Genomic DNA, 25,405 nt, shown 5'->3' with positions numbered 1-25,405 from the left:
AGCATGGTCAATCAGAACTTAACCGCTACAGAAATTGGATTTACTCACGAAGATTTTGCAGCCCTCCTTGATAAGTACGATTATCATTTTAGCCCCGGAGATGTCGTACCAGGTACAGTTTTTAGTATAGAACCGCGTGGCGCTCTGATTGACATTGGTGCTAAAACAGCAGCATATATACCTATACAAGAAATGTCTATAAACCGGGTCGATGCCCCGGAAGAAGTATTACAATCCAACGAAACCAGGGAATTTTTCATCCTCACCGATGAAAATGAAGATGGACAGCTAACTCTTTCCATCCGACGGATTGAATATATGCGTGCTTGGGAGCGTGTGAGACAGCTACAAGCAGAAGATGCTACTGTGCGTTCCGGCGTGTTTGCGACCAATCGTGGGGGAGCATTGGTGAGAATTGAGGGTTTACGTGGCTTTATCCCCGGATCTCACATCAGTACCCGCAAACCTAAAGAAGACTTGGTAGGCGAAGAACTACCATTAAAATTCCTCGAAGTAGACGAAGAACGTAACCGCCTAGTCCTATCTCATCGTCGGGCGTTAGTTGAACGGAAGATGAACCGCCTAGAAGTGGGCGAAGTAGTAATTGGTACAGTGCGTGGCATCAAGCCTTACGGTGCATTTATTGATATTGGCGGTGTCAGTGGTTTGTTGCACATCTCAGAAATTTCTCACGAGCATATTGATACACCCCACAGCGTATTCAATGTTAATGATGAAGTGAAAGTGATGATCATTGACTTGGATGCAGAACGAGGCAGAATATCTCTATCTACCAAACAGTTAGAACCAGAACCCGGTGACATGATTAAAAACCGTGATTTGGTTTATGACAAAGCAGAAGAAATGGCAGCTAAGTATAGAGAACAGATGCTTGCTAAACAACAAGGTATTGCTACACCAGCAGAAGTTGTAGAAAGTGCGGGTGAAATTGAGGAAGAAATTCCACCAGCAACAGAAGATGTAGCTGAAACTGAAGCAGTAGCTGAAACTGAAGCAGTAGCTGAAACTGAAGCAGTAGCTGAAACTGAAGCAGTAGCTGAAACTGAAGTAGTAACTGAAACCGAAGCAGTAGCTGAAACCGAAGCAGTAGCTGAAACCGAAGCAGTAGAAGAAATACCAGCCGCTATTGAAGAGTAATAAAATACTTTAATTAACAAAGATCATCGCATTTATGGAAGAGGGGAAATCCCTCTTTTTTTATTGATAGTTAAGTAGGGATGCAATACTACTTCTTTCAATATACAAGGTTGGGTTGAGATGTTAACTGTGTAGTAACAATTTTTGGGGTAGAGAAATATTTTGCTAACTATTCAATGTAAAAAAATCAAGTTTGACAATGTTCAAGCCATTCTTTTTGACAAAAATGGTACATTAGAAGACTCAGAAATCTATTTGCGATCGCTCGGACAAAAAGCAGCCCGGTTAATAGATGCTCAAATCCCTGGTATTGGCGAACCATTGTTAATGGCTTTTGGGATTAACAGCAATACCCTAGATCATGCTGGCTTAATCGCAGTAGCCAGTCGGCGAGAAACAGAAATCGCCGCCGCCGCCTATATCGCGGAAACTGGGAGAGGTTGGTTTGAATCTTTGCAAATAGCTCGTCAATCCTTAGATGAAGCGGAAAAATATGTTAATCAAACTCCTGCACCTATATTTCCAGGAACTCTAGAGGTTTTGCGCTCCCTCTCAACAACAGGAATCAAACTTGGTATCCTTTCCGCAGCCACAACAGCAGAAGTCAGAGACTTTGTAGCACGATATCAATTAAGTGATTATATCCAAGCACAAATAGGTGTAGATGATGGACTGAGTAAACCAGATCCAGCACTGTTTATACAAGCTTGCCAAGTGTTAGGAGTACAACCAGACAAGACATTAATGGTGGGTGACTCTGTTGGTGATATGCAAATGGCTCGTAATGCTAAAGCCGCAGGTTGTATTGGGATTACTTGGGTTGGTAAACCAGATAACGTTAAAGGTGCAGATGTGGTGATTAACAGACTTGATGAAATTCAAATTATCGAATAATTAACAACCATAATAGGAAGTAGGTATCTCGTGAATAGTGTCTGCTCATGGAGAAAATCTGATGCTACAAGTTAAACATCAATTTCAAAGTTTTGAAGAATACTTATCCTATGATGATGGTACAGATAAACTCTATGAGCTATTTAATGGCGAATTAATCGAAATGCCTCCAGAATCAGGAATTAACGTTCAGATTGCTACATTCCTATTAATTCAATTTGCCTCACTGTTAGGCTACAAAAGGGTACGGGGGCATGGCTTGGAATTGGAAGTCAGAGGCGAACCCAGAAACCGTTACCCTGACTTAACTATTATTCGAGAAGAACATATTCAGCAGTTAGCACAGCGTAATACCATTCGTCTGACGATGCTACCTCCTCTACTAGTAATAGAAGTAGTCAGTCCAGGGGAATTACAAAGACATAGAGATTTCATCGCCAAGCGGATGCAGTATCAAGATTGCGGTATTCCTGAATATTGGATTGTTGACCCAGAGGCGCAGACTGTTTTAGTTTTAGAATTAACTGGTAATACTTACACAGAGTTTGGTAACTTTTCTGGTGATGATTTAGTTGTCTCTCCTCAATTTAGTCAGCTAAATCTGCAAGTTTCCCAAATCTTTAATGCAGGGGAAAAATCTTAAATTTAAGAAACATATTAGTGTTTATGTGTCAAGTCGAAGATAATCAAATATCAAATTTTCTCCGTAGGCAAAAACTCATGCAAAACACAGAAACGACGTTACAACTTCGCCTCTGGACAGTGGAAGAATACCACCGGATGGCTGAGGCTGGGATTTTTGGTGTAGAGGAAAGAGTAGAACTTTTAGAAGGAAAGATTATTTGGATGATTGCTAAAGGAACAGCCCATCGGTCGGCAGTGGGAAGAACAGATAGATTGCTGCAAAATAGATTAAGTAACCTAGCTTTGATATGTGTTCAAGATCCTGTCAAGTTAAATGAACGATCTGAACCAGAACCAGATATTGCTGTTGTGAAAGTAGACCCACTGGACTACGCAGATCACCATCCTACACCTTCTGAAGTGTATCTAATTATTGAGGTAGCAGATAGCAGTCGCCAGCTAGATTGTGAAATTAAAGCCAAAGCTTACTCGCAAGCAGGCATTCAAGATTATTGGGTGTTAGATGTAGTTAGCCGTCAATTGTACGTTTTCCGCAAACCGAGTCCAGAGGGCTACCAAAGTAAATTAATTTTGGCAGAAGATGGGGCGATCGCACCCTTAAAATTTCCTGATGTAGAAATTCTGGTTTTAGAGATGTTACCACCAGTAATAGGGAATTAATAGCGATCGCCTGATCTCACACTAACAAAAAGGCGATCGCTTTTCTCAGCTTGGGTTACAAGAGGTTTGATACTGGAATATTAGGAGTTTCTATCAGCCTCTGTTGCTATTCCAAGGACCCCAAATTGCGAGGGTAATACCAGGACTTTGAACGTTGACAAACATCGTATTACCATCGGGAGAGAAGCAAGCTCCACAGAATTCGCTGCCATTTAAGGCATTACGTGCAAAATTATAGAGTCCACCTGTGGTATCTACACCTCTGAGATACTGATCACCACCACCGTCTTCGCAGAGGATAAGGTCGCCAAAAGGTGCTACACATATATTGTCAGGAGCATCCAGAACATCTCTAGATGGAGACTCTACAAACAGATCAATCATCTCAGTTCTAGGATTATAGCGCCAGACTTGACCACCACTGTTTGCACCACCGTTGGTACAACAGAAGTACAATTCACCGTTACCATACCAGATGCCTTCTCCACGAGAAAACTGAGCTGCACCCAAAGTAAAACCTTGTACTCGAACATTATCTGTAGCTGGATTAGGGTCAGGAATTTCTACCCACTCTACAGCAAATTTTTGTCCTATTGGGTAAAGTCCGCTATTTGCACCTCTATTATTAGTGATGCTTTGAGGTCTACCTTTGATGACTAGAGCTTCGAGCTTACCACCCTCTGCTAACTTGCCAGGTACGTTGGGAATAAAGCGGTAAAATAGGCTACTTCCACTATCTTCTGTTTGATAAACGATACCAGTTGCAGGGTCTACAGCTATAGCTTCATGATTAAACCGTCCCATAGCAATTAAGGGTACTGGGTCTACAGGACCAGTAGCACTGGCAGGAACCTCAAAGTTGTAACCGTGGAACTGTGTAGAGCCATCAGAGCTACCAGGTACGCTGACATTCTCTTCACAAGTAATCCATGAACCCCAAGGTGTTGGACCACCTGCACAGTTACGAATTGTTCCACCGAGAGTGGCGAACTGCTTGATTAACTGACGATTAGGACCCACAACTAAGTTGGTAGTACCACCTCTGCTGACAGGATCATAGCGGTTTGGCACTCTTACTTGTGTACCAGAAGTGTTGCTCAATTCGTGGTTACAAACCAATATTGTTGTATTTCTGGGTCCTGGGAAGGCTGCCATACCATCATGAGCGCCAGGTACTGGATTACCGTCAGCCATGAGATCGCCTGTACGAGATATAATGCGGTACTGAAATCCGGCTGGTAGCTCTAACAAGCCATTGGGGTCTGCTAAAAGTGGCCCATATCCTGTAGTTGTAGGTGTTGTTTGACCTAAAGCTGCTCTAGCAAGCAGACCTTCCAAGGGTGATATAGCTAGAGTTCCGGCAGCACTTGCACCAGCTAATGTAAAGAATTTGCGTCTTGATAAATTCATAAAGATATTTTTGGTTACATGAAAATGCCAGTTAAAAATTAATTGATGTTGGTTAAGATTAGGTAATGATTGATTTAATTAACGGGTTATAAGTAGAAAATTAGGCATTAAAAAAATATTGATCGTCTGAGCAAATTATGTGTTAATCATGAAACAAAAAATGGTTAAAAAGAGGTAAAGGAAAAATTAAATAACGATAAAATATTCTTTGAATTTATTAGGAACTTTTTGTGTTTTTTGGAAAAATTAAATATAAATAATGTGAGTAGATTGAATCTAATGGTAGAATTTCCGCAAAGGTGTTTTAGGGATTAAGTATTCCCAACAAGAACAATTGTTATCACATATTCCCAGGTAAAAAAGCATCTGGTTATTATGAGCAGAGTCTATTATTTATGGATTTTGCTAGGTTTCAAGTGTCTAGTTAGGTATATTAATCCGCTTTTTTCAGTTCACCTTTTGCAGAAATATCAGCGTTTTTTGTTAATTTTGACAAAAAAAGTTGGTAATTGAAACAACATCAGAATTTACTACTACTATCAAGAAAATGAAAAGCATTTGTAACCAAATCACAGCTAAAGTCGCAGTTGTTGCAGTCACCTCAATGGCTACTTTAATTAACGTTTCCAGTGCCAATGCAGCTACTTTTGAGATTGATTGGCAAGGAGATCAAGGTTATACAGCAACAGGAAATTTCAGCTATGACGATATTTTCGAGGGAACTATTGTCACTAGAGATCAACTGAGTAGATTTGCTATTTCCTTCTTCAACCCCGACGGAAATTTGTTGCAATCATTCAAGTACAGTTTTCCTAATCCTGCTGATACTACTTTCAATTTCAACTTTGATACAGTTACAAAAACTGTTCTGCAAACTGGCAATTATGACGCAGCTAACGGCTTTGATTTGGGAATTGACTTTAACACCGCAGTTGCAGGTTTAGATTTCTATACTTATCTCAATCCAGCCGAAGGACTACCGACAGCTAGGATTTTCTTGAAAGATGACCTATCCCCAGAAGTGTGCAGTACATTTCCTAACTGTAGATTGGATAATGGTGGTCAGTTGACAGCAACCTCAGTTCCTGAACCTGGTGCGATTTTAGGTTTGTTAGTAGTGGGTTCTTTGGGCGGATTCTTAAAGAAAAAAACAGCATCTAACTAGACAGTAAACTTGAAAAGTCGCAGCTAGTCTGATTAGAACTTTAATAAAGCCTGCTTTTGCAGGCTTTACGTATTTTGATGTTGTGGCTTTCGTTGGGGAAAAATTGACCTCTCTGTTCGCTCAATACTTTGTTTAAATTGCGGTACTGAGCAAGAAATAGATGAAAACGCATCCAAAAATATAGAAATGGTGAATCTACTCGGCGGTGTCGGTCTCCGTCCCGTCGAAGTAGCGAACCCGTTGGCGCAGCGTCCCGCAGGGAACGCAGAGAAGGGTGGGGATGGGGCATCACCACGACCTTAAACGGGCAGGGAGTGACTGTAAGACTATTTCGGTAGAGGGTTACTGTGAACTGTCAAGAATCACCGACATAGAATGTCGGTGAGTATGTCAACGATAATTAGTGAATTGCAAAGCTACAGGATAGTCTTCTTGCTTTAAGCGTTGCATGACGGCTTGCAAATCGTCTTTAGCTTTGGCAGAAACTCGCACAGCATCACCTTGAATTGACGCTTGGACTTTTTTGAATTCGTCACGAATCAATTTGGATATTTGCTTGGCAATATCCTGGTTGATGCCTTTTCTGAGGGTGATTTCTTGACGGACGCGATTACCACTTGCGGAGTCTACTTTGCCAAAATCAAAGATTTTTTGGGAAAGATTTCGCTTGGCAGCCTTTTCACGCAAAATATTGTGAACAGAATCTAGGGTAAACTCGCTATCTGTGCCGATAGTAATTTTTTCTTCACCCAACTCAACAGTAGTTTGGGTATCCTTGAGGTCATAACGACTTTTGAGGTCTCGGATGACTTGATCAACAGCATTCACCAATTCTTGCCGATCAAATTCACTCACAATGTCAAAGGAATAAGTAGAAGCCATAAGAAATGTTGGACTTGAAATGTTGGATTTTGGACTAGGGAAAATGGGGAGCAGAGGAAGCAGAGGAGACAAGAAATAATTGTTTGACTTTTGACTTTTTCTGCCCAATCCCCCAATTAACCCTTAGCTTGCATGATACTCAGAACAATAAGAGTAGCGCAGCTAAGAGAGCCAATGCCAAACATGAGCGATCGCAATAGCGGTATATTCAATATATAAAATATCGAGAATAGCAGACGAGCCACAACAAAGGCGATCGCAGCCCATGCTGCTATAGAAGAATTCACACCAGTTACATAAGCCATTAGTGCCGCCGCAACAAACACCATGAACGTTTCAAATGAGTTCTGGTGCGCCCAAGTAGCTCTTTGTGCATAGGCTGGCAATTTATCAAACATAGCGCGAGGGGCAGAACGATCATACCCAACGCGCATACGGGCATACCCTACAACTAAAAATGGCAGGTAAATTAACACCGCAGCTGCGGCGATCGCATACAAAAAAATAATCATCTGTCTCTACTCCATAGTCATTAGTCTATAGTTCATAGTCAGTTATGGGTTCGACTGTGGACTGTTGACTGCTGACTAATCAAAGTAGAAAAGTGTCACCACCTTTCTTTGTTCTTCAGCATCTCCACAAGTTTGTAGCAGAGTGCGACTGTCATGAAATGCAAAGCAGATCAGCTGCTGACAACGGGAGACAATCTCTTTGTTACAGATGTAACTAGCTTCAGCCAGAGACAAGTTATCATTACTAGGATTTTCTACTAAGTGCATAACCTGCTCTAGTTGCTGGCGAGATTCATGGGGCTGGCGTTCTAAGCTTTGAGGCAAAATTACCGTCAGCAAGTTCGGATCAGCCCGCATTGCTCCCTTAATAGCAGCTGAATTTGTACCCGTAGCACCGGATGTGAGGACTCGATTGCCTGATAAAACTAAGGCATAAGTCATCATTTCAATCAGATTTTGATGCGTAATTGGCACATGACGCGACCCCAACAAGGCGATTCGTTTAGAACCTGTTTGCTGGATTGTCGCCAGTTCTTGCGCCAACGTATCGAGGTTAATAAGGTCTGTTGATTGGCTCAAAGACGGAGGTAATCAGATTAAACAACCCCGTTATTCTACCAAACAGCGTGTAAGTCCGAAGCGAACTTGAGTTACATACTACTAAGTTTTCTTAATTTATCTAGCAATTAGGGGGTGGGGAGTGGAGACAAGGGGGACACGGGGGACAAAGAACTAATACCCACTCAGCACCTGGCTCAACGCCGTGCTACTGCTAACACAATTCAGCACTCAGCACTCCCCACTCAGCACTCCCCACTCAGCACTCAGCACTCACTACTCAGCACTCAAATCAGACTGTTGCAGGCGTTAAACCTAACTTAGATAACAGACGATTAATGTCAAAATGCTCAGACATCAATTGGCGGATGCAGTGAACCTTAATTGGTTCGTGAACGCGGACTTGACCGAAAGTGCGGTCAACAATTTCTACAGTGGTGAGGGTATCTAAGTCAACTGACAAAATCGGTATTTCTAACTCTTCAGCACGACTGAGAATAAACTGCGGTGGTGGTAGCTGTCCGGTGAGGATGAGACATTGGGTAGAAGTTTCCAACGCGGCTTGTTGAATTTCTACGCGATCGCCTCCTGTCACTACTGCCATATTCCGCCGCTTGCGGAAATATTTGACAGCCGCATTCACGTTCATTGCACCAATCGCGAGACTTTCCACCATTAAATCTAAGCGATCGCTGCGACAGAGAACTTCGGCGTTGAGCTGTTTGACTAATTCACCTACGCTCACACTGCGGAGTAAATCGTTTTTGGGTAGCATCGCCATCACAGGAATGCCCTGCTGTTCTAAAAATGGGCGCATCACATGATTGACTGTCTCTAGCTGCGCTGGTGGAATGTCGTTGATGACAACTCCGATCAAGCGATCGCCTACACGCTGCTTGGCAGATAATATCGACTCTATAGAAAGTAGTGAGTTGTAGCGAGTTACTAGCATGACACTAGCATTTAACACCTCAGCCACCTGTAGCAAAGATAAATCAAACAGACAGCCTTCCGCCAAATCACCGGGGCCTTCAAGCAGCACTAAATCCCCTCTAGGAATTTGTAAATACTGCTCTACCAAAGACTGACGATAATCGGTTGTGTCTTCACCATTTAAGCGTCTTTGCACACTGGCTTCATTCAAAGCCAGCATTGTCGGCACAATGCGGTTTGCCGATAGGTTGAGACTAAGAGTAATAAACTGGACATCTTCGTCAACTACAGTGGCATCAGAGGTACTCAAACAATTGCCTAGGGGCTTACCATAAGCAATATCCAATCCTTTTTGCTGTAACTGATGAGACAAACCCAGGACTGTTGCCGACTTACCACTGTAAGTTTCGGTTGAGCCAATCAGCAAATATTTAGCAGATTTTGGCACACATGCACTCCTAATTTCAAAAGGAAGTAAAACCCAGCCAGGTGTTTATTAATTTTAATTGGTTCTGGCGGAATCATCTTAGCGATCGCAAAATATAATTTTCCTAAAAATTCCTTCTGCAAGTTAATTTTCTTGCTTTTATAGTTATATATTCTTACTACTAGGCTAGTATATTTTTATTATTTATTAAGATGTAATTTTAAATTAACGCTGAATTAGATAGTCTGAATTTACTCCATTTTAACTAACAAAAACAAGGTTGTCAGGATATTTTAATTATAACTTACCCTGACAACCCTCAAGCTTTAATCGACTAAATTATTCATCAACACGTAGTAGTTTACGGTAGAAAGATTGTGAGAAATCAGTTACTTTATAGCGTTTATAGTTTTCCATAAGTTCAATTAAAAAACTAATAAATTCAAAACTAGCCATCATTATTTCATAACTGAACTCAGCATTGCCATCAAATTGCATTCGGCAACGGGTTAAATCAGAAGGTAGGGTCGCCACATTCCAAGAGGCGACAAAGGGAACATTTTCACCAGCTTCTATTTTACGATGTCCTTCTAAATTGCCTTTTTGATATAGACCGATAGCGTAGGGTAAGAAATTACGCTTCGCTGTACCTTGAACATAAGGTAAATAAACGTTTGCTTGTTGGGCATTAACAGGCTGGAGTTGCTCAATAGACATTGTTGAATCTTCCTCAACATTAGTTGACAACTAGTACCGCAAGGCGGAATTCAAAATTCAAAATTTGTCTGGGAAAGTTGGGCGTGACGGAAACTGACACCGCCTACTTTCCGCAAAGTTCAAAATGAATACAGCGTAAGTGTTTTGTTGATTTTGAATAGTTGGTTTCTCTTACAAAGTTTGGCGGGACGGAAACCGACACCGCCACGCCACTTGCTACAACCGGGTGAACCCCGGCAACGCAGTGGCTAAACTTTGCGCTATTTACGCCAAGCTGTACTAGGAATATAGTTGGTTCTCAATGCAGTATTCCCAAAAAACTTGTGTTGTACACAGTTAGTTTTTGAGTGCTGTTAGCGGTAATAGGGCGTTGAGTCGCGTGCTGAGTCATTGCCAGAGGTAGGGGGAAGGCGGCGGGACTTCTCCCCTGCTCCCCTGCTTCTTAGCTCAAGCTATCTTCCCTACTTCTTGATCCTTGAAACTACTGTAGTGCTGAGAAAATAATAGTGGACACAAAAGTTACTGCTAAGAAATATTAAAATGTCAGTTACAATAAGGCTGCATTAGCTTTTAGGGAAGCTGGGCGCAATAATACTGCAAATTGCTGCCGTCAGGGAGTAAATGCGTTTATTGCAATTTCTGCCAACAATAAGCTGCTGCTACTTTGCTCTGACTTACCCCTAGTCAAAGTTCCGATTGCGGAACAAGTCTATTGTGTTTTGAGTTATTAGTATTATTTTATACTTTTCTCTCTATGTAATGGCTAGAAATAGACAAAGTTTGCTTAGACAGTTTAGCGTTACCTGATTCCCAGCTTCTTTTCAGGTGTAGACAAATACTGGTTTTTGAATCAAGTAACTTATGCCAGCGAATTCCTGGCCCGATAACGATTCCTACAAAGAACTTGATCCACTCAACTCCCTGTTGTCTGACCTATCAGAAACGGAGGAGTCAGTGGTAGAAACGCGGGATTTGTCTTTACCATCCCGGTTTCAAGGGCGTAGAGGTAAAGCAGCTCTAGTTTTAACCATAGTCTGGAGCAGTACGATCGCCTTACATTTAGCTTCCTGGGGTTCTATCTTTGTCTTAGGGTTGACTACCATTGTTGGTATTCATGCTTTGGTCATAGTGTTTGCCAAACCCCGCCGTTACCAAAAAGAAATACAGGGTGAATTACCCTTCATTTCTATATTGGTAGCTGCGAAAAATGAGGAGGCTGTAATTGGTAAATTAGTCAAAAATCTTTGTAATCTGGAATACCCCAACGGGCAATACGAAGTTTGGATAATTGACGATCACAGCACCGATAAAACACCCCATGTGTTAGCGGAATTAGCCGAGGAGTACAATAACCTAAAAATACTCAGGCGTTCTGCCCAAGCAGTTGGCGGTAAATCGGGGGCTTTAAATCAAGTTTTGCCCTTGACAAAAGGCGAACTTATTGCTGTTTTTGATGCAGATGCTGAAGTTGCATCAGATTTATTAATTCAAGTAGTACCTTTGTTCCAACGCGAAAAGGTGGGGGCGGTGCAAGTGCGAAAAGCCATAGCCAACGCCAAAGAAAATTTTTGGACGAAGGGACAAATGGCAGAAATGGCTCTAGATACCTGGTTTCAGCAGCAGCGTGCCGTCGGTGGAATTGGTGAACTGCGAGGTAATGGGCAATTCGTGCGTCGTGCAGCCTTAGAAAGTTTTGGCGGGTGGAATGAAGAAACCATCACCGATGACTTGGATATGACTTTGCGCCTGCATTTAGATAGCTGGGATATTGAGTGTGTATTCTACCCAGCCGTGCAGGAAGAAGGCGTGACAAATGCGATCGCACTTTGGCATCAGCGCAACCGTTGGGCAGAGGGCGGCTATCAGCGTTTTTTAGATTATTGGGATTTAATCCTCAAAAATCGCATGGGTACACGCAAAACATGGGATTTACTCATGTTCATGTTCACCATGTATATCTTGCCAACGGCAGCCATCCCTGATTTATTCATGTCAGTTGCTCGTCATCGCCTACCAATTTTAGGCCCAGTTACTGGCTTGTCGGTCACAATGTCAGTTGTAGGTATGTATGCTGGCTTGAAGCGGATACGCCAAGAGCAAAAATTCACCGTTTACACACCTTTTGTATTGCTACTCCAAACAGTGCGCGGCACTTTATATATGTTGCACTGGCTAGTAGTAATTAGCAGTACCACAGCGCGGATGTCGGTTAGACCAAAGCGTTTGAAATGGGTGAAAACGGTGCATACGGGTAGTAGCCATTAATTCTGTATCAAGAGTGCTGAGTCCTCAGCACTCTGTACGGCCTACTCTAATAGCACTCAGTTTTGGGATTTAATAGCACTCAGTTTTGGGATTTCGCCTCCAAATTTTCCAAACGGCTTTTTAATTCTTGGTTTTGTTGTTTGAGTTGGTCGAATTCCTCACGCAATTTCCGCAACGCTGTTTCTGTGCCAATATTTTTCTGCACTTTGGTCATTTCTTCCTCAGCATAGCGACGTACACGGCCATCTGGTGTTTGTTCAGCAAGCGATCGCAAAACTCCTATGGCTTTGGGTGTTTCCATTTGTCCCAAGGAGGCTACGACTGCCATTTGGGTTAAAAAGAAGGTTTCTTTGGCAAGTTCAGCTAATTTCCCGATCAGTCGTTCTAAATTGACTGGACTTTGACCAACAGAAATTTTACCTAAAGCACGAATTGCTGCTAACCGCAAGGGTTGTGCTACACCAATTTTGGTATAATCTAGCAGCAAATCTAGGGCGGCTTCGGAAGTTTTGAGTTCAGCTAAACCACCAACTGCGCCACTGCGGACAACTTCATTCCAACCGGCTCTTTCTTCTAGAACAGATTGCAATAGCTTAATTACCTTTTCTTCTTTGGGTTTGTCTTCTAAATTGACGGCTGCTATAGATCCCAAAGTTCGGCAAGCGGTGGCTTCTACGTAGTAGCTCTTGTCGCCATTTTTCACGACTTCTTTAACAACTTTGTAACTAGCACGGGTTTTAATCTGCGCTAAAGCTTCTAACACAGCTCGGCGCACGTAAGAACTTTTGTCTTCTAAACCCGTAACTAAATAATCAAAGGCTTGGTCTAATTTAATTTCTGCTAACTGTTTGGCGACTTCCACCCGCACACCCCAAAACGGTTCATCTTTCAAGGCTGCACCGAGGGCTTTAGTCGCTTCTAATCCACCTTTTTTCGCTAAAGCTGTCGCCGCATGAATCCGTGAAATTGGGTCAGGGTCAGATGTTAACTGGGCTTTTAACTCTGGTATAGGATATTCCAAAGACACAGTTTTAAGGAAATGATTCCCCACATCAAAGCTGATAAAATCTGGTTTGGCTGCCAGTGGGAAGTAAAAACTTTGCTCCCGTTGATTGACTCGCACCGTCACAGTTTGGACTTGTGTAGATTCCTCTTGGGTATAGCCAAAACCAACAGGGATTTTCAGGTCAAATAATTCTTTACTATTGTTTTTATCTGCTGGTACTTGGGTTTGAGTCACAGTCAATTTGGCTAACTTAGCTTCTCCATCCCAAGCGTAAGCGACTTTAAAATCAGGATGACCGCCACGATAAACATATTGATCAAAGAGAAAAGCTAGATTGCGTCCCGTGGCTTTTTCAATCGCTCGCAGCAAGTCTACAGTTTCAACAGTTTGGTGGGCATGATCCTGGACAAAGGTTTGTATTGCCTGCCAAAATAATTCGTCGCCTAACTCAGCGCGGATCATGTGATAAACACAAGACCCCTTTTCGTAGGTGTGGCGATCGTAAAGTTCGATCGCTTCCCGGTAAACGTGAGTTACTATCGGCCTCCGGTAGCGACCGCTATCTTCACTCAAATAACTACGCGCTTCTGATAAGCGATAGTATGCTGCTTCTTCTTGGCTGTATTCGTGTTCTGTCCACATGACCTCCGAATAGCAAGCCATTCCTTCCTTAATCCAAGCATGAGACCAATGTTTAATAACCAGTAAATCCCCAAACCATTGGTGTGCTAGTTCGTGAACTACCAGACTTTCGGTGTTGCGATTATCTAAAGCAGCTCGTTCATCCAGTAGACAACGGTCTGTTAACAGGGTAGTAGAAGTATTTTCCATCCCCCCAAAGATAAAGTCACTCACACAAACTTGGGCATATTTCGGGAAAGCGTAGGCATAACCATACTTTTGGCTCAAAAATTCGATCATCCGGGGAGTTTTGCCCATGCTGCGGTGAGCATCTTCCTTGCGTCCCTTTTCTACGTAGTAGGTGACTGGTTTACCTTGCCATTCATCTTGAATTTCAGCAAAGTCACCCACGGCTAAAGTCATCAAGTAAGTGGGATGAACTTGTCGCTGTAACCAATGGTAAGTTTTATCTTCACCATCTTCTGTGGTGTTAATTAATTCCCCGTTAGAAATTGCCACTAATGATTTAGGTACACGGACACGAATTTCCGAGGTGGACAGTTGTCCGGGGTAGTCGAAACAGGGAAACCAAAAGCGGGAGTCTTCATCTTCTCCCTGCGTCCAGACTTGTAGGGGCTTTTTGGGGTAGTGGGTGTCTGGGTGGATAAAGTAGATACCGCGTTGGGGCTTTTCTACAGAATAGGCGATCGCAATTAATAATTTTTTGCCAACTTGGGTTGGTTCTGACAACTCAATAGTTAGCTGTTCGCCGTCATAGTCAAACGTTTGCTCTCCCTCATCCACTTTGACAGATTGGATTTGCAAGTTCACCGCATCCAAAGTCAAACGCTCTATACCATTACGGATGGGTAATAAACGAATGCTACAACTACCTTGGTAACTTTGGTTAGGTATATCCAAATTCAAATCGAGAAAAATATGTTCTACCTGTCCAGGGCGGTCTGGGTTATAGTGTGGTCTAGCTCCTGGCAATTCAAAAGATTTGTATCCATTATTTTCGGTATCAAAAGAATAAGAGTGTGGCATATATGTAAATCACCTTAGTTAAATTTTCTTCCCTGTCCCCTGTCACCTGTCACCTATCACCTAATCCCAGTACAAATACTCTCAAGTATTCATATAGATTAGGATAGCTCGTCATTTTTCACCAAGCTATTTTTTGTGATTTACAATAGGCTATTTGCGGATTCACACTTTCTGCATTTGAAGTATTTTTTGAGGGATTACCTACTGATCGTGCGTAAATTGCCTATTTTTACTAGCACACACCGCAAAATCACTAACATATATAGAATAATTCCGAAAACTCTCTAATGACGTTTTTACTAGCCTCAGTAACAATTTGAGGAAAAGAGGACAACAACAATGCCTGAAACTAAATCAAGATTTTTAATTCCTGTGGTGGGTGCAGCCGTTGTAGTGGTTGGTAGCGTCGCCGCCTTTATGTATTTGCGGGGGCCGGGTGGGGATAGTACAGGGGCTTTAAGCAGTGCTAAACTCGTGCCTTCATCGGCATTAATGGCTACCTATATTACTACAGACCCCCAAGCTTGGGCGAAGTTGCAGCAATTCGGCACTCCCGAAGCTCAAAAGTTAGTCACCAAGGGTTTAGAAGACTTTAACAAAGATGTATTGAGTGACAATAGTATTTCTTATGAAAAAGATATTCAGCCTTGGGTGGGTGGGTTAATGGTGGCTGTATTACCGCCAAATGCTCCTAAATCGAACCAATCAAATCAACCCCCAGCCACTCAGTTACGGCAAGAACCGCAAATGTTAATGGTCGTGGGTATCAAGGATAAACTTGGGGCTTTAAATTTTGCCAACAAATTAAAAGGACAAAAGGGAGTCAAAAGTACAGAATCAGACTATAAAGGTGAAAAAATTACACAAACTACTAGTGAAGGCAATAGCAACGCAACATATAGTGCTGTTTTAAATAATAGCTATCTGGTATTTTCTCCAGAAAAACCAGTGGTGGAAAAAGCCATTGACACCTTTAAAGGTCAACCTTCCTTTGCGACTAAAGACGGTGCAAGTGCTGTTCTAGCCAAAGGTGTAGATGTAAAAAATTCTTTGGCGCAAATTTATATTCCAGATTATGCGGGCATGATTCAACAAATTGTGGCTGCTAATCCCCAAACTACGACATTAACCCCGCAAACATTAAAACAGTTGCAACAAGTTAAATCAATGGTGGCTGCCGTTGGTGTGGATGATGCGGGGGTAAGATTAAAAGCGATCGCTAATTTAGATCCACAACTTAACAAGTTTCAATATCAAAATTCCCCCGCCAAGATAGTAGGGCAATTCCCCAGTGATACCTTTGCTTTGGTTAGCGGACAAGGTATTAGTCAGAGTTGGAAAACCATCGTCGAACAATCTAACGAGTACCCAGAATTTAAGCAAGCCTTAGAACAAGCACGCTCACAGCTAAAAACAGCCAATTTCGACCTAGATAAGGACATTTTTGGCTGGATGGATGGAGAATTTGCCTTTGGTACGATTCCATCCAACCAAGGTATATTAGCAAGAGTAGGTTTTGGTGGTGCGATGGTATTTAATACAAGCGATCGCCAAACTGCACAAGCCACTCTCACGAAACTGGATAACCTCGCCAAAACTCAAACTATTAATGTCGCCACTAGAAACGTTGGCGGTAAAGACATTACAGAATGGCAAGTCCCCCAACAAGGTGCTTTATTTGCCCACGGTTGGTTAGATCAAAACACGGTATTTTTAGCTGTGGGTGGCCCTGTTGCGGAAGCACTGACAAATAACAAAAATCAAACTCTGGACAACAGCGAGAGTTTTAAAGCGATTACTAGTTCTTTACAAAAACCCAATGGCGGTTACTTCTATCTAGATATGGACAAAACCATGACCATAGTCAATCGTTTTGCTGCCCAATCTCAACAACCCATACCCCCAGAAGCTAATGCCATTCTGAGTTCTATTCGCGGCTTGGGTGTCACCGCCACTAGTCCCGATAAATCTACCAGTCAAGTAGAGATGTTGTTAGCTCTCAAACCTAGTACAGCCAAGTAAGTTATGTGTTAAATCTGAGGATTCCGAGATTCTAAAGTTTGGGTTAGTTTATCCAAAGCATCAGTCAGTTTTTCTTGGGCTACAAGTTGAGGATCTGGTAGTGGGGGTTCATTCTCCACTGCTTCTTGCCTTTTGAATCTCTGTAGAGATCGAATTGCTAAAAATAAAATGAAAGCAATCACCAGAAAGTCAACAACAGAACCCAAGAACTGACCGATCTTAATTCCTGAACCAATGGTAATAGTTCTCCAATCTTTGCCACTCAAAGCAATCAAAGGGTTAATGAGTGGCATCACTAAATCTTCAACAAAGGAAGTGATAATTTTACCAAATGCACCACCAATAATTACAGCGATCGCTAAATCAATAACGTTGCCTTTGAGCGCAAATTCTTGAAAATCTTTGATAAAACCGCTTGTTTTTCTTCTAAATCTTGTCATCCCTAAAATCCCAAAAAAAAATAAATTATTTTTAATATTCTTTGATATTTTTGATCTGAATAAATATAAGTTTTGCTAAGTACGGAAATTTTAGCAGTTTGATACAGTCCTGACTACAAAACCTCAAAACTAACTTGACAAAGCACTAGACTGATATCCTGCCAGTATGTCATAAGTAAACAAGGCTGTTCAATGCAAACTTAATTTATGACTGCTGCTACAAACACTGCTCCTGGCATGGCTTCCCGCTTGGTGAATGGCATATTGGCAATTAAGCCTTTAGCTAGCCTAGCCAAACACCAAGCTCGTCAAATGATGATTAAACGGGCTGAAAAAATGGGTGTACCTTGGACAAGTGAAGTCAAAACCCTCCAGGGGCGTGATTGGACACAAGATTTAGCCCAAGCCCAAAATCCTCAAATCACTTACCCAGATTATTATCTGACTTCTTTCCACGGCTATGATGAGGGAGACCTTTGTTGGTTAGCAGCATTTGAATTGGAAGTGGCGGCGCGTGCTGTCCATGCTAAGATTTGGCCGGAAGCTGAAGCGCAAGGTGATGCAAAACTGCGCCAAAGTTACCACGATATTGTCAAAGCTCAAATTCCTCATACACCACAAACTATCCTTGACTTGGGATGTAGTGTGGGGTTAAGTACGTTTACGCTGCAAGCACTTTATCCCCAAGCCCAAGTCACAGGCTTAGATTTGTCTCCCTATTTCTTAGCAGTTGCCAACTATCGCGCTCAACAGCGTCAAGCTAATATTAATTGGGTTCACACCACAGCCGAATCTACTGGTTTACCAGATGCTAGCTTTGATTTAGTCTCGATTTTCCTGATGTGTCATGAACTACCCCAGTCAGCAACCCGCAAGATTTTTGCTGAGGTGCGGCGTGTATTGCGTCCGGGTGGTCACATTGCGATTATGGATATGAATCCTCAATCGGCAGCTTACAAGAAAATGCCGCCCTACATTTTGACGTTGCTCAAAAGTACAGAACCATATTTGGATCAATATTTTGCTTTGGATATTGAGCAAGCTTTAGTAGAGGCTGGTTTTCAAACACCAAGCATCACCCAAAATAGCCCTCGTCATCGTACTGTCATTGCTCAGGTGAGTGGTTGATTTTACTTTGCTGCTGTGGGCAGTTATACCACCACTGCTATTTTTGGGATATTACTATTATCGTGTCACCGTTGCCCCACCTTTTCAACTGTTATTGTGGTTATTTTTGGTGGGGGCAATATCGGGTTTTGTTGCTCTCGGTTTACAATTAGTTTTTGAAACTATAGCTAATGGGGTTTTCAACTGGCAGCAAATCCAGCGTGGGATTTTTGGTGCTACTCTGAGACAACTTGTAGCGATCGCACCGATTGAAGAAGGTTGCAAGTTGATTGCAGTTATTATCCCCATTTCCTATTTACAGCGTCGGTATCAATTACGCTCTACCAGTATTTTCTTGTTTACTATCGCGGTTGCTTTAGGATTCACCGCCGAAGAAAATTGGATTTATTTATATCACGGCACAGCTAGCATTTTCGATCGCGTTATTGGTACACCAGTCCATGCGATGTTCTCTGCGCCTTGGGGATATGCCCTAGGAAGGTATTTATCTGCTACTTGTCAAGTAAATCGCTACAAAAATTTATTTTTTCTAGCATGGATTAATTCTCTAATCTTTCATGCTTTAGTTAATATTTGTTCTATTGCTTGGCGTTATTCTCCACCCTTACAGTTACTTGCTTATTGTTTATTTCCTTTGCTGCTGTGGATGTTTTGGCGCATGGAACAGCTATTACGCAGAGTCCAAAATCAACAACCAATTATTTTAATATCTGGTCGTACACCCCAACATCGTTACTGGCAAAGAGGTTTATTATTATTTGCTATTATGCTGGGTGGTAATGCAATTTTTGGGGTATTTCTGTTAGTAAGAATTCTCAGCCCTTTACGTCCAGCCAAGCTTTTTTATCCTGATATTTTGTGGTTTGCAGTCAGTAGATTTTTACTGAATTTGGTTTTTGGCATTTTGGCGGTGTTAATTTATTGGTATTTAAGATATTCAGCAAGACATTAGACTGCTTAAAATCAACAAGTATGTTCCTGCTACACGATACAAGCAATGTAGCAGGAGAAGAGCTAAAGCTTTTATGCTAAAGCTGCGGTGGGCTGTGGCCAACGTCCAACAGCTTTACCAATGACTGTTAATTCTTGCATGAGATGGTCAAAAGCTTCTGGTGTTAAGGATTGTGGCCCATCAGATAAAGCTTTTTTGGGGTTGGGGTGAACCTCAATCATGAGAGAATCACAACCAGCTGCGATCGCAGCCATCGCCATAGATGGGACAAACTCAGCCCAACCTGTACCATGACTGGGGTCAATCATAATGGGCAGGTGAGTTAATTTCCGCAATACCGGCACTACAGATATATCTAAGGTGTTGCGAGTATATTGGCGATCGAAGGTACGAATACCCCGCTCACATAAAATTACATTGGGGTTGCCAGATGCTAGCACATACTCAGCTGCCATTAACCAATCTTCAATGGTAGCTGCCATTCCCCGTTTTAACAGCACTGGTTTGGGTTGCGCTCCTACTTTTTTGAGCAGGGAAAAGTTCTGCATATTCCTTGCGCCTACCTGAATTACATCAGCAACTTCAGCGATGATATCTAGTTCTGCCGCATCCATGACTTCTGTAATAATCCCCAGTCCACTAACTTCCCGCGCTTTGGCTAATAATTCTAAAGCACTCTCGCCATGTCCTTGGAAGGCGTAAGGTGAAGTCCGGGGTTTGTATGCACCACCACGTAAAAACTTCGCGCCGGCTGCCTTGACGCGTTGTGCTGTTTCGATAATCATGTCCTCATTTTCGACTGAGCAGGGGCCAGCAACCACGACTAGGGGTTGGTGTTCACCAAACACAACTGCGCCATCGGGGATATCAACTACAACGTCTGATGCTTCACCGTGTCGGTATTGGCGGCTAGCTCTTTTATACGGCAGTTCTACCCGTAATACTTGCTCAATCCAAGGGCTGACTTCTTGAATTTGTAGTGGATCTAAGTCGGCAGTCTCACCTACTAAACCAATTACTACCTTGTGTTTACCAATAATTTTTTCTGGTATCAAACCCCAATTACTTAGTTCTTCATTAATGCGGTTAATCTCCACTTCTGGAGAACCAACTTTCATGACTACAATCATAATAAATTCCCTGTTTAATTACGTTAAAGCTCAAGCAAGTAGGTGCTTCATCTTGGTTTATATGTATTTAGTGTAGTATTGACCGAAAAAAAGAAGGATACAAGCCCCTAAATTTATTTATAGGGACTTTAATTTTTAATTCCCCCACAGGGGGTTGACCTAGCCTCAACAATGTGATGTAAATCTTAATTGAACAACAGCAGCAAGCGCGGTAGGTTAAATATTCATCAAGCATAAAATTTTGTCCATGCGTCTGACCTCACTTGATGTTTTTCGTGGCATTACCATTGCAGGGATGATTCTCGTGAATATGGCGGGAGTTGCAGATAATATTTATCCTCCCTTAACCCATGCTGATTGGCATGGTTGCACACCGACTGATTTAGTTTTTCCATTCTTTCTGTTCATTGTTGGTGTGGCAATGACTTTTTCTTTATCCAAATACACCCAAGATAACAAACCCACCTCGGCGGTTTACTGGCGGATATTTCGCCGTGCAGCGATGCTGTTTATTTTGGGTTTGGTACTCAATGGCTTTTGGAATCAAGGCATTTGGACTTTTGACTTCAGCAGCATTCGCATGATGGGAGTATTGCAGCGTATTAGCCTGACTTATTTGTTGGCTTCCTTGGTAGTCCTCAAATTACCACGCCCAGGACAATGGATACTAGCTGGTGTATTACTTCTGGGCTACTGGCTAGCGATGATGTACATTCCCGTACCTGATTATGGTGCTGGTGTGCTGACACGAGAAGGCAACTTTGGTGCTTATATTGACCGCTTGATTATCCCCAAAGCTCATCTGTATAAGGGCGATGGCTTCAACTTCATGGGCGATCCTGAAGGACTTTTTAGTACAATTCCGGCTATTGTGAGTGTTTTGGCTGGTTATTTCACTGGTGATTGGATACGCAAACAACCAGTACAAACACGCACGAGTGTAGGATTAGCTTTATTTGGTATTGGTTGCTTAATCATTGGTTGGGCATGGGGTTGGGTCTTCCCCATCAATAAAAAACTGTGGACAAGTTCCTATGTTGTGTTTACTAGCGGTTGGGCGTTATTGTTACTGGCTGGTTGTTATGAACTAATTGAAGTGAGGTTAATTCGACGCTGGAGTAAACCTTGGGAAATAATGGGCTTAAATGCGATCGCGCTTTTCGTCGCATCAGTTTTGCTAATTAAAATCTTAGTCAGAACCAAAATAGGCACAGGCGAAACCGCTATCAGCACCTATAACTGGATCTATCAAAACCTCTTTGCATCTTGGGCAGGCAATTTTAATGGTTCACTATTATTCGCCCTAGTCACCGTTCTTTTATGGTGGGCTGTCGCTGTGATAATGTATCGCCAAAACTGGTTTATCAAAGTTTGATGCTATTAATTCACCACATTTTTAATTGTAGATATGAGCGACTTAAAAACCCCAATTGACCAACCAGGGCTAATTCTCACCCCAGGATCGGCAGGCTGGTGGGATTCCGAAAGAGTTTCTTCACCCCAGGTCTTGTACTGCCCCGATGGAACTTGGAGGATGTGGTATTACGGTAGGGATGCCTCCTTTGATCGACAAATTAATTTACCCACTGGTCGCTGTGGTTTAGCGATGTCTGCTGATGGAATTAATTGGCAACGCGTCCCAGGATCATTAACAATGGGGGCTGTCTTTGAACCTCACCCAGATCCTAGCCGCTTTGACTCAGCCCATGTGGGTGTGAGCAATGTATATTTCCATGATGGTCTTTATTGGATGTGGTATTTTGGTGGCGATCGCACAGTTGTTGAAATGGGAGAGTTTAAAGCTAAAGGGTTAAATATGCGCCCTGGCTGCGCTATCTCCCGTGATGGCATAAAATGGGTACGCTTGGAAAGCACTTATCGAGGGGCTTTTCTCGATTTAGGCAAGGTAGGAGAGTTTGATGCCCTGTTTTGCGCCTGGCCTCAAGTCTTACCTGATGATGATGGAATGTGGAAAATGTACTATCACACCTTAAACCCAAAAAGAGGATTCTTAGTTGGTTTAGCCATATCTACAGATGGTTTCCATTGGGAAAAAGTCGGTGAGATTTTAGCCGCAGGTGAACCTGGAAGTTTTGATGAGAGAGGTATTGGCACTCGCCATGTCTTAAAAATAAATGGACAATACGTAATGTTCTATGAAGGTGTTAACAACAGTGGTTATCATTCTATTGGTCTAGCTATCTCTGACGATGGGATTCATTGGCAAAAGGAGAAAGGGGAGCAAGCGGGAGGTTCTATTTTTTCACCTGCTCAAAAGGGTTCTGGTCGTTGGGATGCGCGGGCAGTAGGCACTCCTTGTGTAGTAGCATTGGATGATGGTAGTTTCCGTCTATACTATATTGGTGCAAACGAAGGTGGACACGATGAACTGTCTTCACAGCACCAAATTGGTTTAGCTGTGAGTGCTGGAACTAACTTTCGTCAGTGGCAACGCTGGGGTGAAATTTAAAGACTTGAGCTTTGTTAATATTAAGACTATGTGAAGCGTTAAATAAGATACTTGCCATTTCCCCAAACAAGTGATACATTCTAGTTGTGTGTGAGGAGCAAGTTGAAATTAAAAAACGCTTGGGGTGGAAACACGGTAACACTCCCAGGCGTTTTTTATTGGAATCTAAAAATGGTATTATTTGTGTGCAACTTAAAAAAGTGTCACACAATAGATTTACTTAATTACAAGTAGACAGTATGCTCTAGTTGTGTGTGAGGAGCAAGTTGAAACTAAAAAGCGTCTGGGGTGGAAACACGGTAACACTCCCGGACGCTTTTTGATTTCTGCAATTAATTTGAGTTTTAAGTTTTAACAAAAGTCCACTCTAAAACTTTGATTGGAGCTGTTTGCAGGGATTGAGTTAGTTGAGCATTACTCTCAAACTTTACTTGATGCAGATCGCACGCTTCGACATTCACTGTAAACTTTTCATCCTCAAAAGGCCAAGGTTGGACAGTAAGCGAATTATCACTACGTTGCATAATGTCATAGCGTTGACCATCAGGACCCAGACTAATTTCTAAAAATCTTTCATCAGCTGGTAATTCCTGCTGACATAGAATAAGAGATAGGCGATCGCACCACTGCATAAAAGCATAAGCCGCATTTACTTCCTCTTCCTGCAAGCCTAATTCCTCACGCCAACGCTGTTGATTGTGGTATTGCTCATCTAGAAATTGATCTAGTTCAGAAGACCGACCTCGTTTTGCTTCATTTAAACGGCTGATGTGTTTGGAAGTTAATAGAGTTACCCATCGTCCTCGGTAACGGGCATTATTGACCAAATCAACTATTTTCTCAACAGAGGCTTCTTGGCTCATGGTAAAGTCCATTGGCGCACCCCCTGGAGTCAGATTATCTTCTTGCCATTCTTTTTCTAAATCATCATGATGAGAAATGGCAGCAAGGGTTTCATATATCCGTGCTGGGAAATTTTTGCGCCGCCATTGTCCTGCTAGTTGCGCTGCTAATAAAGCATGAGCGCGGTGATAAATAATTTCCCATCCATTTGGCGTTGCATTAACAATCACGAATTAATCTCCTCAATTAAAAGGAAATTATGGGAATGGGGAATTGGGTATTAGCTTTTCTCCTCTGCTTCCCTGCTTCCCAACTTTTAATTAAGAGTGTCTTTCCAATGGGTTAGCAACATATTGGAATGTTGGTTCTGAATTCCAAGGGCCACGTTCATCATGTCCATTACCATTGGTAGACAGATTGTAATAGAGAGCTACAGTTTCATCAGGTTGAATATTACCAAATAGTGGATCTGTCAACTTACCAAGTGAATCTAGAGCCTTCATGAACATCTGGGTATGAGAAATTTCTCTTGTGAGTAGATGTACTAAAGTTTCTTTTGTGCCTTGATCAGGACATAGCTTAATTAACTCTTCGTAAGTTTGACGTGCGCCAGCTTCAGCTGCGACGTTAGCTCTCAAATCTCTTACTACGTCTCCACCTTCATTAAGGTAACTTGCAGTCCAAGCATTACCTTGACTATCTAAAAAGTGAGGCCCCATTCCCCTGACAGCAAAAAGAGTGCTTTTATAAGCCTCTGTTTGATCTACATTTTTGGTATGAGCTTCGATGAGTTTACCAACCATCTCTAAATGCCCAAATTCCTCAATGGCAATGTCTTGCAGCATATCGCGAATTCCAGCATTCTCAACGTGAAATGATTGCACCCAGTATTGCAAAGCTGCTGATAATTCTCCAGTTGCTCCTCCAAATTGCTCTAGAAGTAACTGAGCAAAACGAGGATTAGCATCATGGATTTTTACTGCATGAATAGGCTCTTTTTTGTGGAAAAACATGAACTGCCTCTGCAATTATTTTTATCTTAGATAAGACCCATCAAGCATTGTGATATTGAATGCTTGATTTGCTAAAATATTGGTTTGGAATTTTACCCCGATACTTATTTAAGCACTACGACTTCTGCTAAGTAGTCCCCATATGTAGATAGCAATCATTGCACCGAGAATGGCTATTAAAAGACCAGGAATACTTAAACCAGTAGCCGTAAGTTGTAAAGTTCCCGTGGCAAATAGACTATACAAACTACCACCAATGAAAGCACCTATAATCCCTAAAATCATTGTGGAAAGGATTCCACCACCTTGAGATCCAGGATAAATTGCTTTAGCGATCGCACCAGCTAATAGTCCTAATATTACCCAAGCAAGAATATTCATATTAATGTCCTCAAAAATCTCATCTGTATTCAGATTAGCAAACTGAATTAGTGAGCGTTTCCACCAGATGAAGTAACTTTTGAAGTCAAAAGATAGATATAACAGAAGTCATAATTCAAAATTAAA

Annotated in this window: 23 protein-coding genes; 11 read left to right on the top strand and 12 right to left on the bottom strand. The window is 42.1% G+C overall.

Annotated features, from left to right (window positions below):
• Positions 1–3 precede the first annotated feature (3 nt).
• From VB693_RS04025 to VB693_RS04010, 4 genes are all read left to right on the top strand, one after another.
• Positions 4–1,158 (top strand): 30S ribosomal protein S1, encoded by a 1,155-nt coding sequence (locus tag VB693_RS04025; RefSeq protein WP_323265155.1) that lies wholly within the window; start codon positions 4–6, stop codon positions 1,156–1,158.
• A gap of 162 nt (positions 1,159–1,320) precedes the next feature.
• Positions 1,321–2,052, top strand: a complete 732-nt coding sequence (locus VB693_RS04020; protein ID WP_323265154.1) for an HAD family hydrolase — start codon at positions 1,321–1,323, stop codon at positions 2,050–2,052.
• Positions 2,053–2,113: 61 nt separating this feature from the next.
• A complete protein-coding gene (locus VB693_RS04015; RefSeq protein ID WP_323265153.1) occupies positions 2,114–2,695 on the top strand; it encodes a Uma2 family endonuclease in 582 nt (193 codons plus the stop codon).
• 77 nt (positions 2,696–2,772) lie between these two features.
• Entirely contained in the window at positions 2,773–3,357 is a 585-nt protein-coding gene (locus VB693_RS04010; protein ID WP_323265152.1) for a Uma2 family endonuclease, read from the top strand.
• 93 nt (positions 3,358–3,450) lie between these two features.
• On the opposite strand, the gene VB693_RS04005 is transcribed toward VB693_RS04010, so the two are convergent.
• A complete protein-coding gene (locus VB693_RS04005; RefSeq protein ID WP_323265151.1) occupies positions 3,451–4,767 on the bottom strand; it encodes an alkaline phosphatase PhoX in 1,317 nt (438 codons plus the stop codon).
• A 547-nt stretch (positions 4,768–5,314) separates the two neighbouring features.
• Between VB693_RS04005 and VB693_RS04000 the strand changes: the two genes are divergently transcribed.
• On the top strand, positions 5,315–5,932 hold the full coding sequence (locus tag VB693_RS04000) for a PEP-CTERM sorting domain-containing protein (RefSeq protein WP_323265150.1): 618 nt from the start codon (positions 5,315–5,317) through the stop codon (positions 5,930–5,932).
• A 390-nt stretch (positions 5,933–6,322) separates the two neighbouring features.
• On the opposite strand, the gene VB693_RS03995 is transcribed toward VB693_RS04000, so the two are convergent.
• From VB693_RS03995 to ebsA, 5 genes are all read right to left on the bottom strand, one after another.
• Positions 6,323–6,814, bottom strand: coding sequence for a YajQ family cyclic di-GMP-binding protein (locus tag VB693_RS03995; protein ID WP_190701145.1), 492 nt, complete (start codon positions 6,812–6,814; stop codon positions 6,323–6,325).
• 116 nt (positions 6,815–6,930) lie between these two features.
• Positions 6,931–7,326, bottom strand: coding sequence for an MAPEG family protein (locus tag VB693_RS03990; RefSeq protein ID WP_190701143.1), 396 nt, complete (start codon positions 7,324–7,326; stop codon positions 6,931–6,933).
• A gap of 75 nt (positions 7,327–7,401) precedes the next feature.
• Positions 7,402–7,905, bottom strand: coding sequence for a DNA recombination-mediator protein A (locus VB693_RS03985; protein ID WP_323265149.1), 504 nt, complete (start codon positions 7,903–7,905; stop codon positions 7,402–7,404).
• Positions 7,906–8,176: 271 nt separating this feature from the next.
• Positions 8,177–9,265, bottom strand: coding sequence for a phosphotransacetylase family protein (locus VB693_RS03980; protein WP_323265148.1), 1,089 nt, complete (start codon positions 9,263–9,265; stop codon positions 8,177–8,179).
• Positions 9,266–9,583: 318 nt separating this feature from the next.
• Entirely contained in the window at positions 9,584–9,961 is a 378-nt protein-coding gene (gene ebsA, locus VB693_RS03975; protein WP_190701136.1) for a type IV pilus biogenesis protein EbsA, read from the bottom strand.
• An 861-nt stretch (positions 9,962–10,822) separates the two neighbouring features.
• On the opposite strand from ebsA, the gene VB693_RS03970 reads away from it, so the two are divergent.
• Positions 10,823–12,226, top strand: coding sequence for a glycosyltransferase family 2 protein (locus tag VB693_RS03970; protein WP_323265147.1), 1,404 nt, complete (start codon positions 10,823–10,825; stop codon positions 12,224–12,226).
• A 79-nt stretch (positions 12,227–12,305) separates the two neighbouring features.
• Here the strand turns inward: VB693_RS03970 and VB693_RS03965 are convergent, their stop codons facing one another.
• Positions 12,306–14,900, bottom strand: a complete 2,595-nt coding sequence (locus VB693_RS03965) for a M1 family metallopeptidase (RefSeq protein ID WP_323265146.1) — start codon at positions 14,898–14,900, stop codon at positions 12,306–12,308.
• A 339-nt stretch (positions 14,901–15,239) separates the two neighbouring features.
• On the opposite strand from VB693_RS03965, the gene VB693_RS03960 reads away from it, so the two are divergent.
• The gene (locus VB693_RS03960) at positions 15,240–16,922 is read left to right on the top strand and encodes a DUF3352 domain-containing protein (protein ID WP_323265145.1); all 1,683 of its coding nucleotides are present in this window, start codon (positions 15,240–15,242) and stop codon (positions 16,920–16,922) included.
• A gap of 8 nt (positions 16,923–16,930) precedes the next feature.
• Here VB693_RS03960 and mscL read toward each other — a convergent pair whose 3' ends face one another.
• Positions 16,931–17,362 (bottom strand): large conductance mechanosensitive channel protein MscL, encoded by a 432-nt coding sequence (gene mscL / locus VB693_RS03955; RefSeq protein WP_323265144.1) that lies wholly within the window; start codon positions 17,360–17,362, stop codon positions 16,931–16,933.
• 207 nt (positions 17,363–17,569) lie between these two features.
• Here mscL and VB693_RS03950 point away from each other — a divergent pair, with 207 nt between their 5' ends.
• Both VB693_RS03950 and VB693_RS03945 read left to right on the top strand, forming a co-directional pair.
• Positions 17,570–18,490 carry a class I SAM-dependent methyltransferase gene (locus tag VB693_RS03950; RefSeq protein ID WP_323265143.1) on the top strand — a complete coding sequence of 307 codons (921 nt, stop codon included), beginning with the start codon at positions 17,570–17,572 and terminating at the stop codon, positions 18,488–18,490.
• Complete coding sequence (locus tag VB693_RS03945) at positions 18,483–19,442, top strand: PrsW family intramembrane metalloprotease (protein ID WP_323265142.1); 960 nt, start codon at positions 18,483–18,485, stop codon at positions 19,440–19,442. Before VB693_RS03950 ends, VB693_RS03945 begins: the two co-directional genes overlap by 8 nt.
• Before the next feature lie 71 nt (positions 19,443–19,513).
• Here the strand turns inward: VB693_RS03945 and aroF are convergent, their stop codons facing one another.
• Positions 19,514–20,572 (bottom strand): 3-deoxy-7-phosphoheptulonate synthase, encoded by a 1,059-nt coding sequence (gene aroF / locus VB693_RS03940; protein WP_323265141.1) that lies wholly within the window; start codon positions 20,570–20,572, stop codon positions 19,514–19,516.
• Between the two features lie 247 nt (positions 20,573–20,819).
• Between aroF and VB693_RS03935 the strand changes: the two genes are divergently transcribed.
• Positions 20,820–21,947 (top strand): acyltransferase family protein, encoded by a 1,128-nt coding sequence (locus tag VB693_RS03935; RefSeq protein ID WP_323265140.1) that lies wholly within the window; start codon positions 20,820–20,822, stop codon positions 21,945–21,947.
• Between the two features lie 33 nt (positions 21,948–21,980).
• Entirely contained in the window at positions 21,981–23,042 is a 1,062-nt protein-coding gene (locus VB693_RS03930) for a glycosyl hydrolase (RefSeq protein ID WP_323265139.1), read from the top strand.
• Between the two features lie 344 nt (positions 23,043–23,386).
• Here VB693_RS03930 and VB693_RS03925 read toward each other — a convergent pair whose 3' ends face one another.
• The 3 genes from VB693_RS03925 to VB693_RS03915 all read right to left on the bottom strand — a co-directional run bounded on the left by VB693_RS03925 (position 23,387) and on the right by VB693_RS03915 (position 25,279).
• A complete protein-coding gene (locus tag VB693_RS03925; RefSeq protein WP_323265138.1) occupies positions 23,387–24,115 on the bottom strand; it encodes a DUF3891 family protein in 729 nt (242 codons plus the stop codon).
• Positions 24,116–24,205: 90 nt separating this feature from the next.
• Positions 24,206–24,898, bottom strand: a complete 693-nt coding sequence (locus VB693_RS03920; RefSeq protein WP_323265137.1) for a manganese catalase family protein — start codon at positions 24,896–24,898, stop codon at positions 24,206–24,208.
• A gap of 108 nt (positions 24,899–25,006) precedes the next feature.
• Positions 25,007–25,279 carry a GlsB/YeaQ/YmgE family stress response membrane protein gene (locus VB693_RS03915; RefSeq protein WP_323265136.1) on the bottom strand — a complete coding sequence of 91 codons (273 nt, stop codon included), beginning with the start codon at positions 25,277–25,279 and terminating at the stop codon, positions 25,007–25,009.
• Between the last annotated feature and the right edge of the window lie 126 nt (positions 25,280–25,405).

The organism is Anabaena sp. UHCC 0399, assembly GCF_034931465.1.
Lineage (GTDB): Bacteria > Cyanobacteriota > Cyanobacteriia > Cyanobacteriales > Nostocaceae > Trichormus > Trichormus minutissimus.
This window is presented reverse-complemented; position numbering and strand designations above follow the sequence as displayed.

Bases quoted from the DNA above. Each gene is read 5' to 3' on its own strand.
- VB693_RS03990 (WP_190701143.1), bottom strand. From the start codon at position 7,326: ATGATTATTTTTTTGTATGCGATCGCCGCAGCTGCGGTGTTAATTTAC.
- VB693_RS04010 (WP_323265152.1), top strand. From the start codon at position 2,773: ATGCAAAACACAGAAACGACGTTACAACTTCGCCTCTGGACAGTGGAA.
- VB693_RS04005 (WP_323265151.1), bottom strand. From the start codon at position 4,767: ATGAATTTATCAAGACGCAAATTCTTTACATTAGCTGGTGCAAGTGCT.
- VB693_RS03965 (WP_323265146.1), bottom strand. From the start codon at position 14,900: ATGCCACACTCTTATTCTTTTGATACCGAAAATAATGGATACAAATCT.
- VB693_RS03960 (WP_323265145.1), top strand. From the start codon at position 15,240: ATGCCTGAAACTAAATCAAGATTTTTAATTCCTGTGGTGGGTGCAGCC.
- VB693_RS03970 (WP_323265147.1), top strand. From the start codon at position 10,823: ATGCCAGCGAATTCCTGGCCCGATAACGATTCCTACAAAGAACTTGAT.
- aroF (WP_323265141.1), bottom strand. From the start codon at position 20,572: ATGATTGTAGTCATGAAAGTTGGTTCTCCAGAAGTGGAGATTAACCGC.
- VB693_RS03915 (WP_323265136.1), bottom strand. From the start codon at position 25,279: ATGAATATTCTTGCTTGGGTAATATTAGGACTATTAGCTGGTGCGATC.
- VB693_RS04025 (WP_323265155.1), top strand. From the start codon at position 4: ATGGTCAATCAGAACTTAACCGCTACAGAAATTGGATTTACTCACGAA.
- ebsA (WP_190701136.1), bottom strand. From the start codon at position 9,961: ATGTCTATTGAGCAACTCCAGCCTGTTAATGCCCAACAAGCAAACGTT.
- VB693_RS03920 (WP_323265137.1), bottom strand. From the start codon at position 24,898: ATGTTTTTCCACAAAAAAGAGCCTATTCATGCAGTAAAAATCCATGAT.
- VB693_RS03995 (WP_190701145.1), bottom strand. From the start codon at position 6,814: ATGGCTTCTACTTATTCCTTTGACATTGTGAGTGAATTTGATCGGCAA.
- mscL (WP_323265144.1), bottom strand. From the start codon at position 17,362: ATGACAAGATTTAGAAGAAAAACAAGCGGTTTTATCAAAGATTTTCAA.
- VB693_RS04015 (WP_323265153.1), top strand. From the start codon at position 2,114: ATGCTACAAGTTAAACATCAATTTCAAAGTTTTGAAGAATACTTATCC.
- VB693_RS03950 (WP_323265143.1), top strand. From the start codon at position 17,570: ATGACTGCTGCTACAAACACTGCTCCTGGCATGGCTTCCCGCTTGGTG.
- VB693_RS03935 (WP_323265140.1), top strand. From the start codon at position 20,820: ATGCGTCTGACCTCACTTGATGTTTTTCGTGGCATTACCATTGCAGGG.
- VB693_RS04000 (WP_323265150.1), top strand. From the start codon at position 5,315: ATGAAAAGCATTTGTAACCAAATCACAGCTAAAGTCGCAGTTGTTGCA.
- VB693_RS03930 (WP_323265139.1), top strand. From the start codon at position 21,981: ATGAGCGACTTAAAAACCCCAATTGACCAACCAGGGCTAATTCTCACC.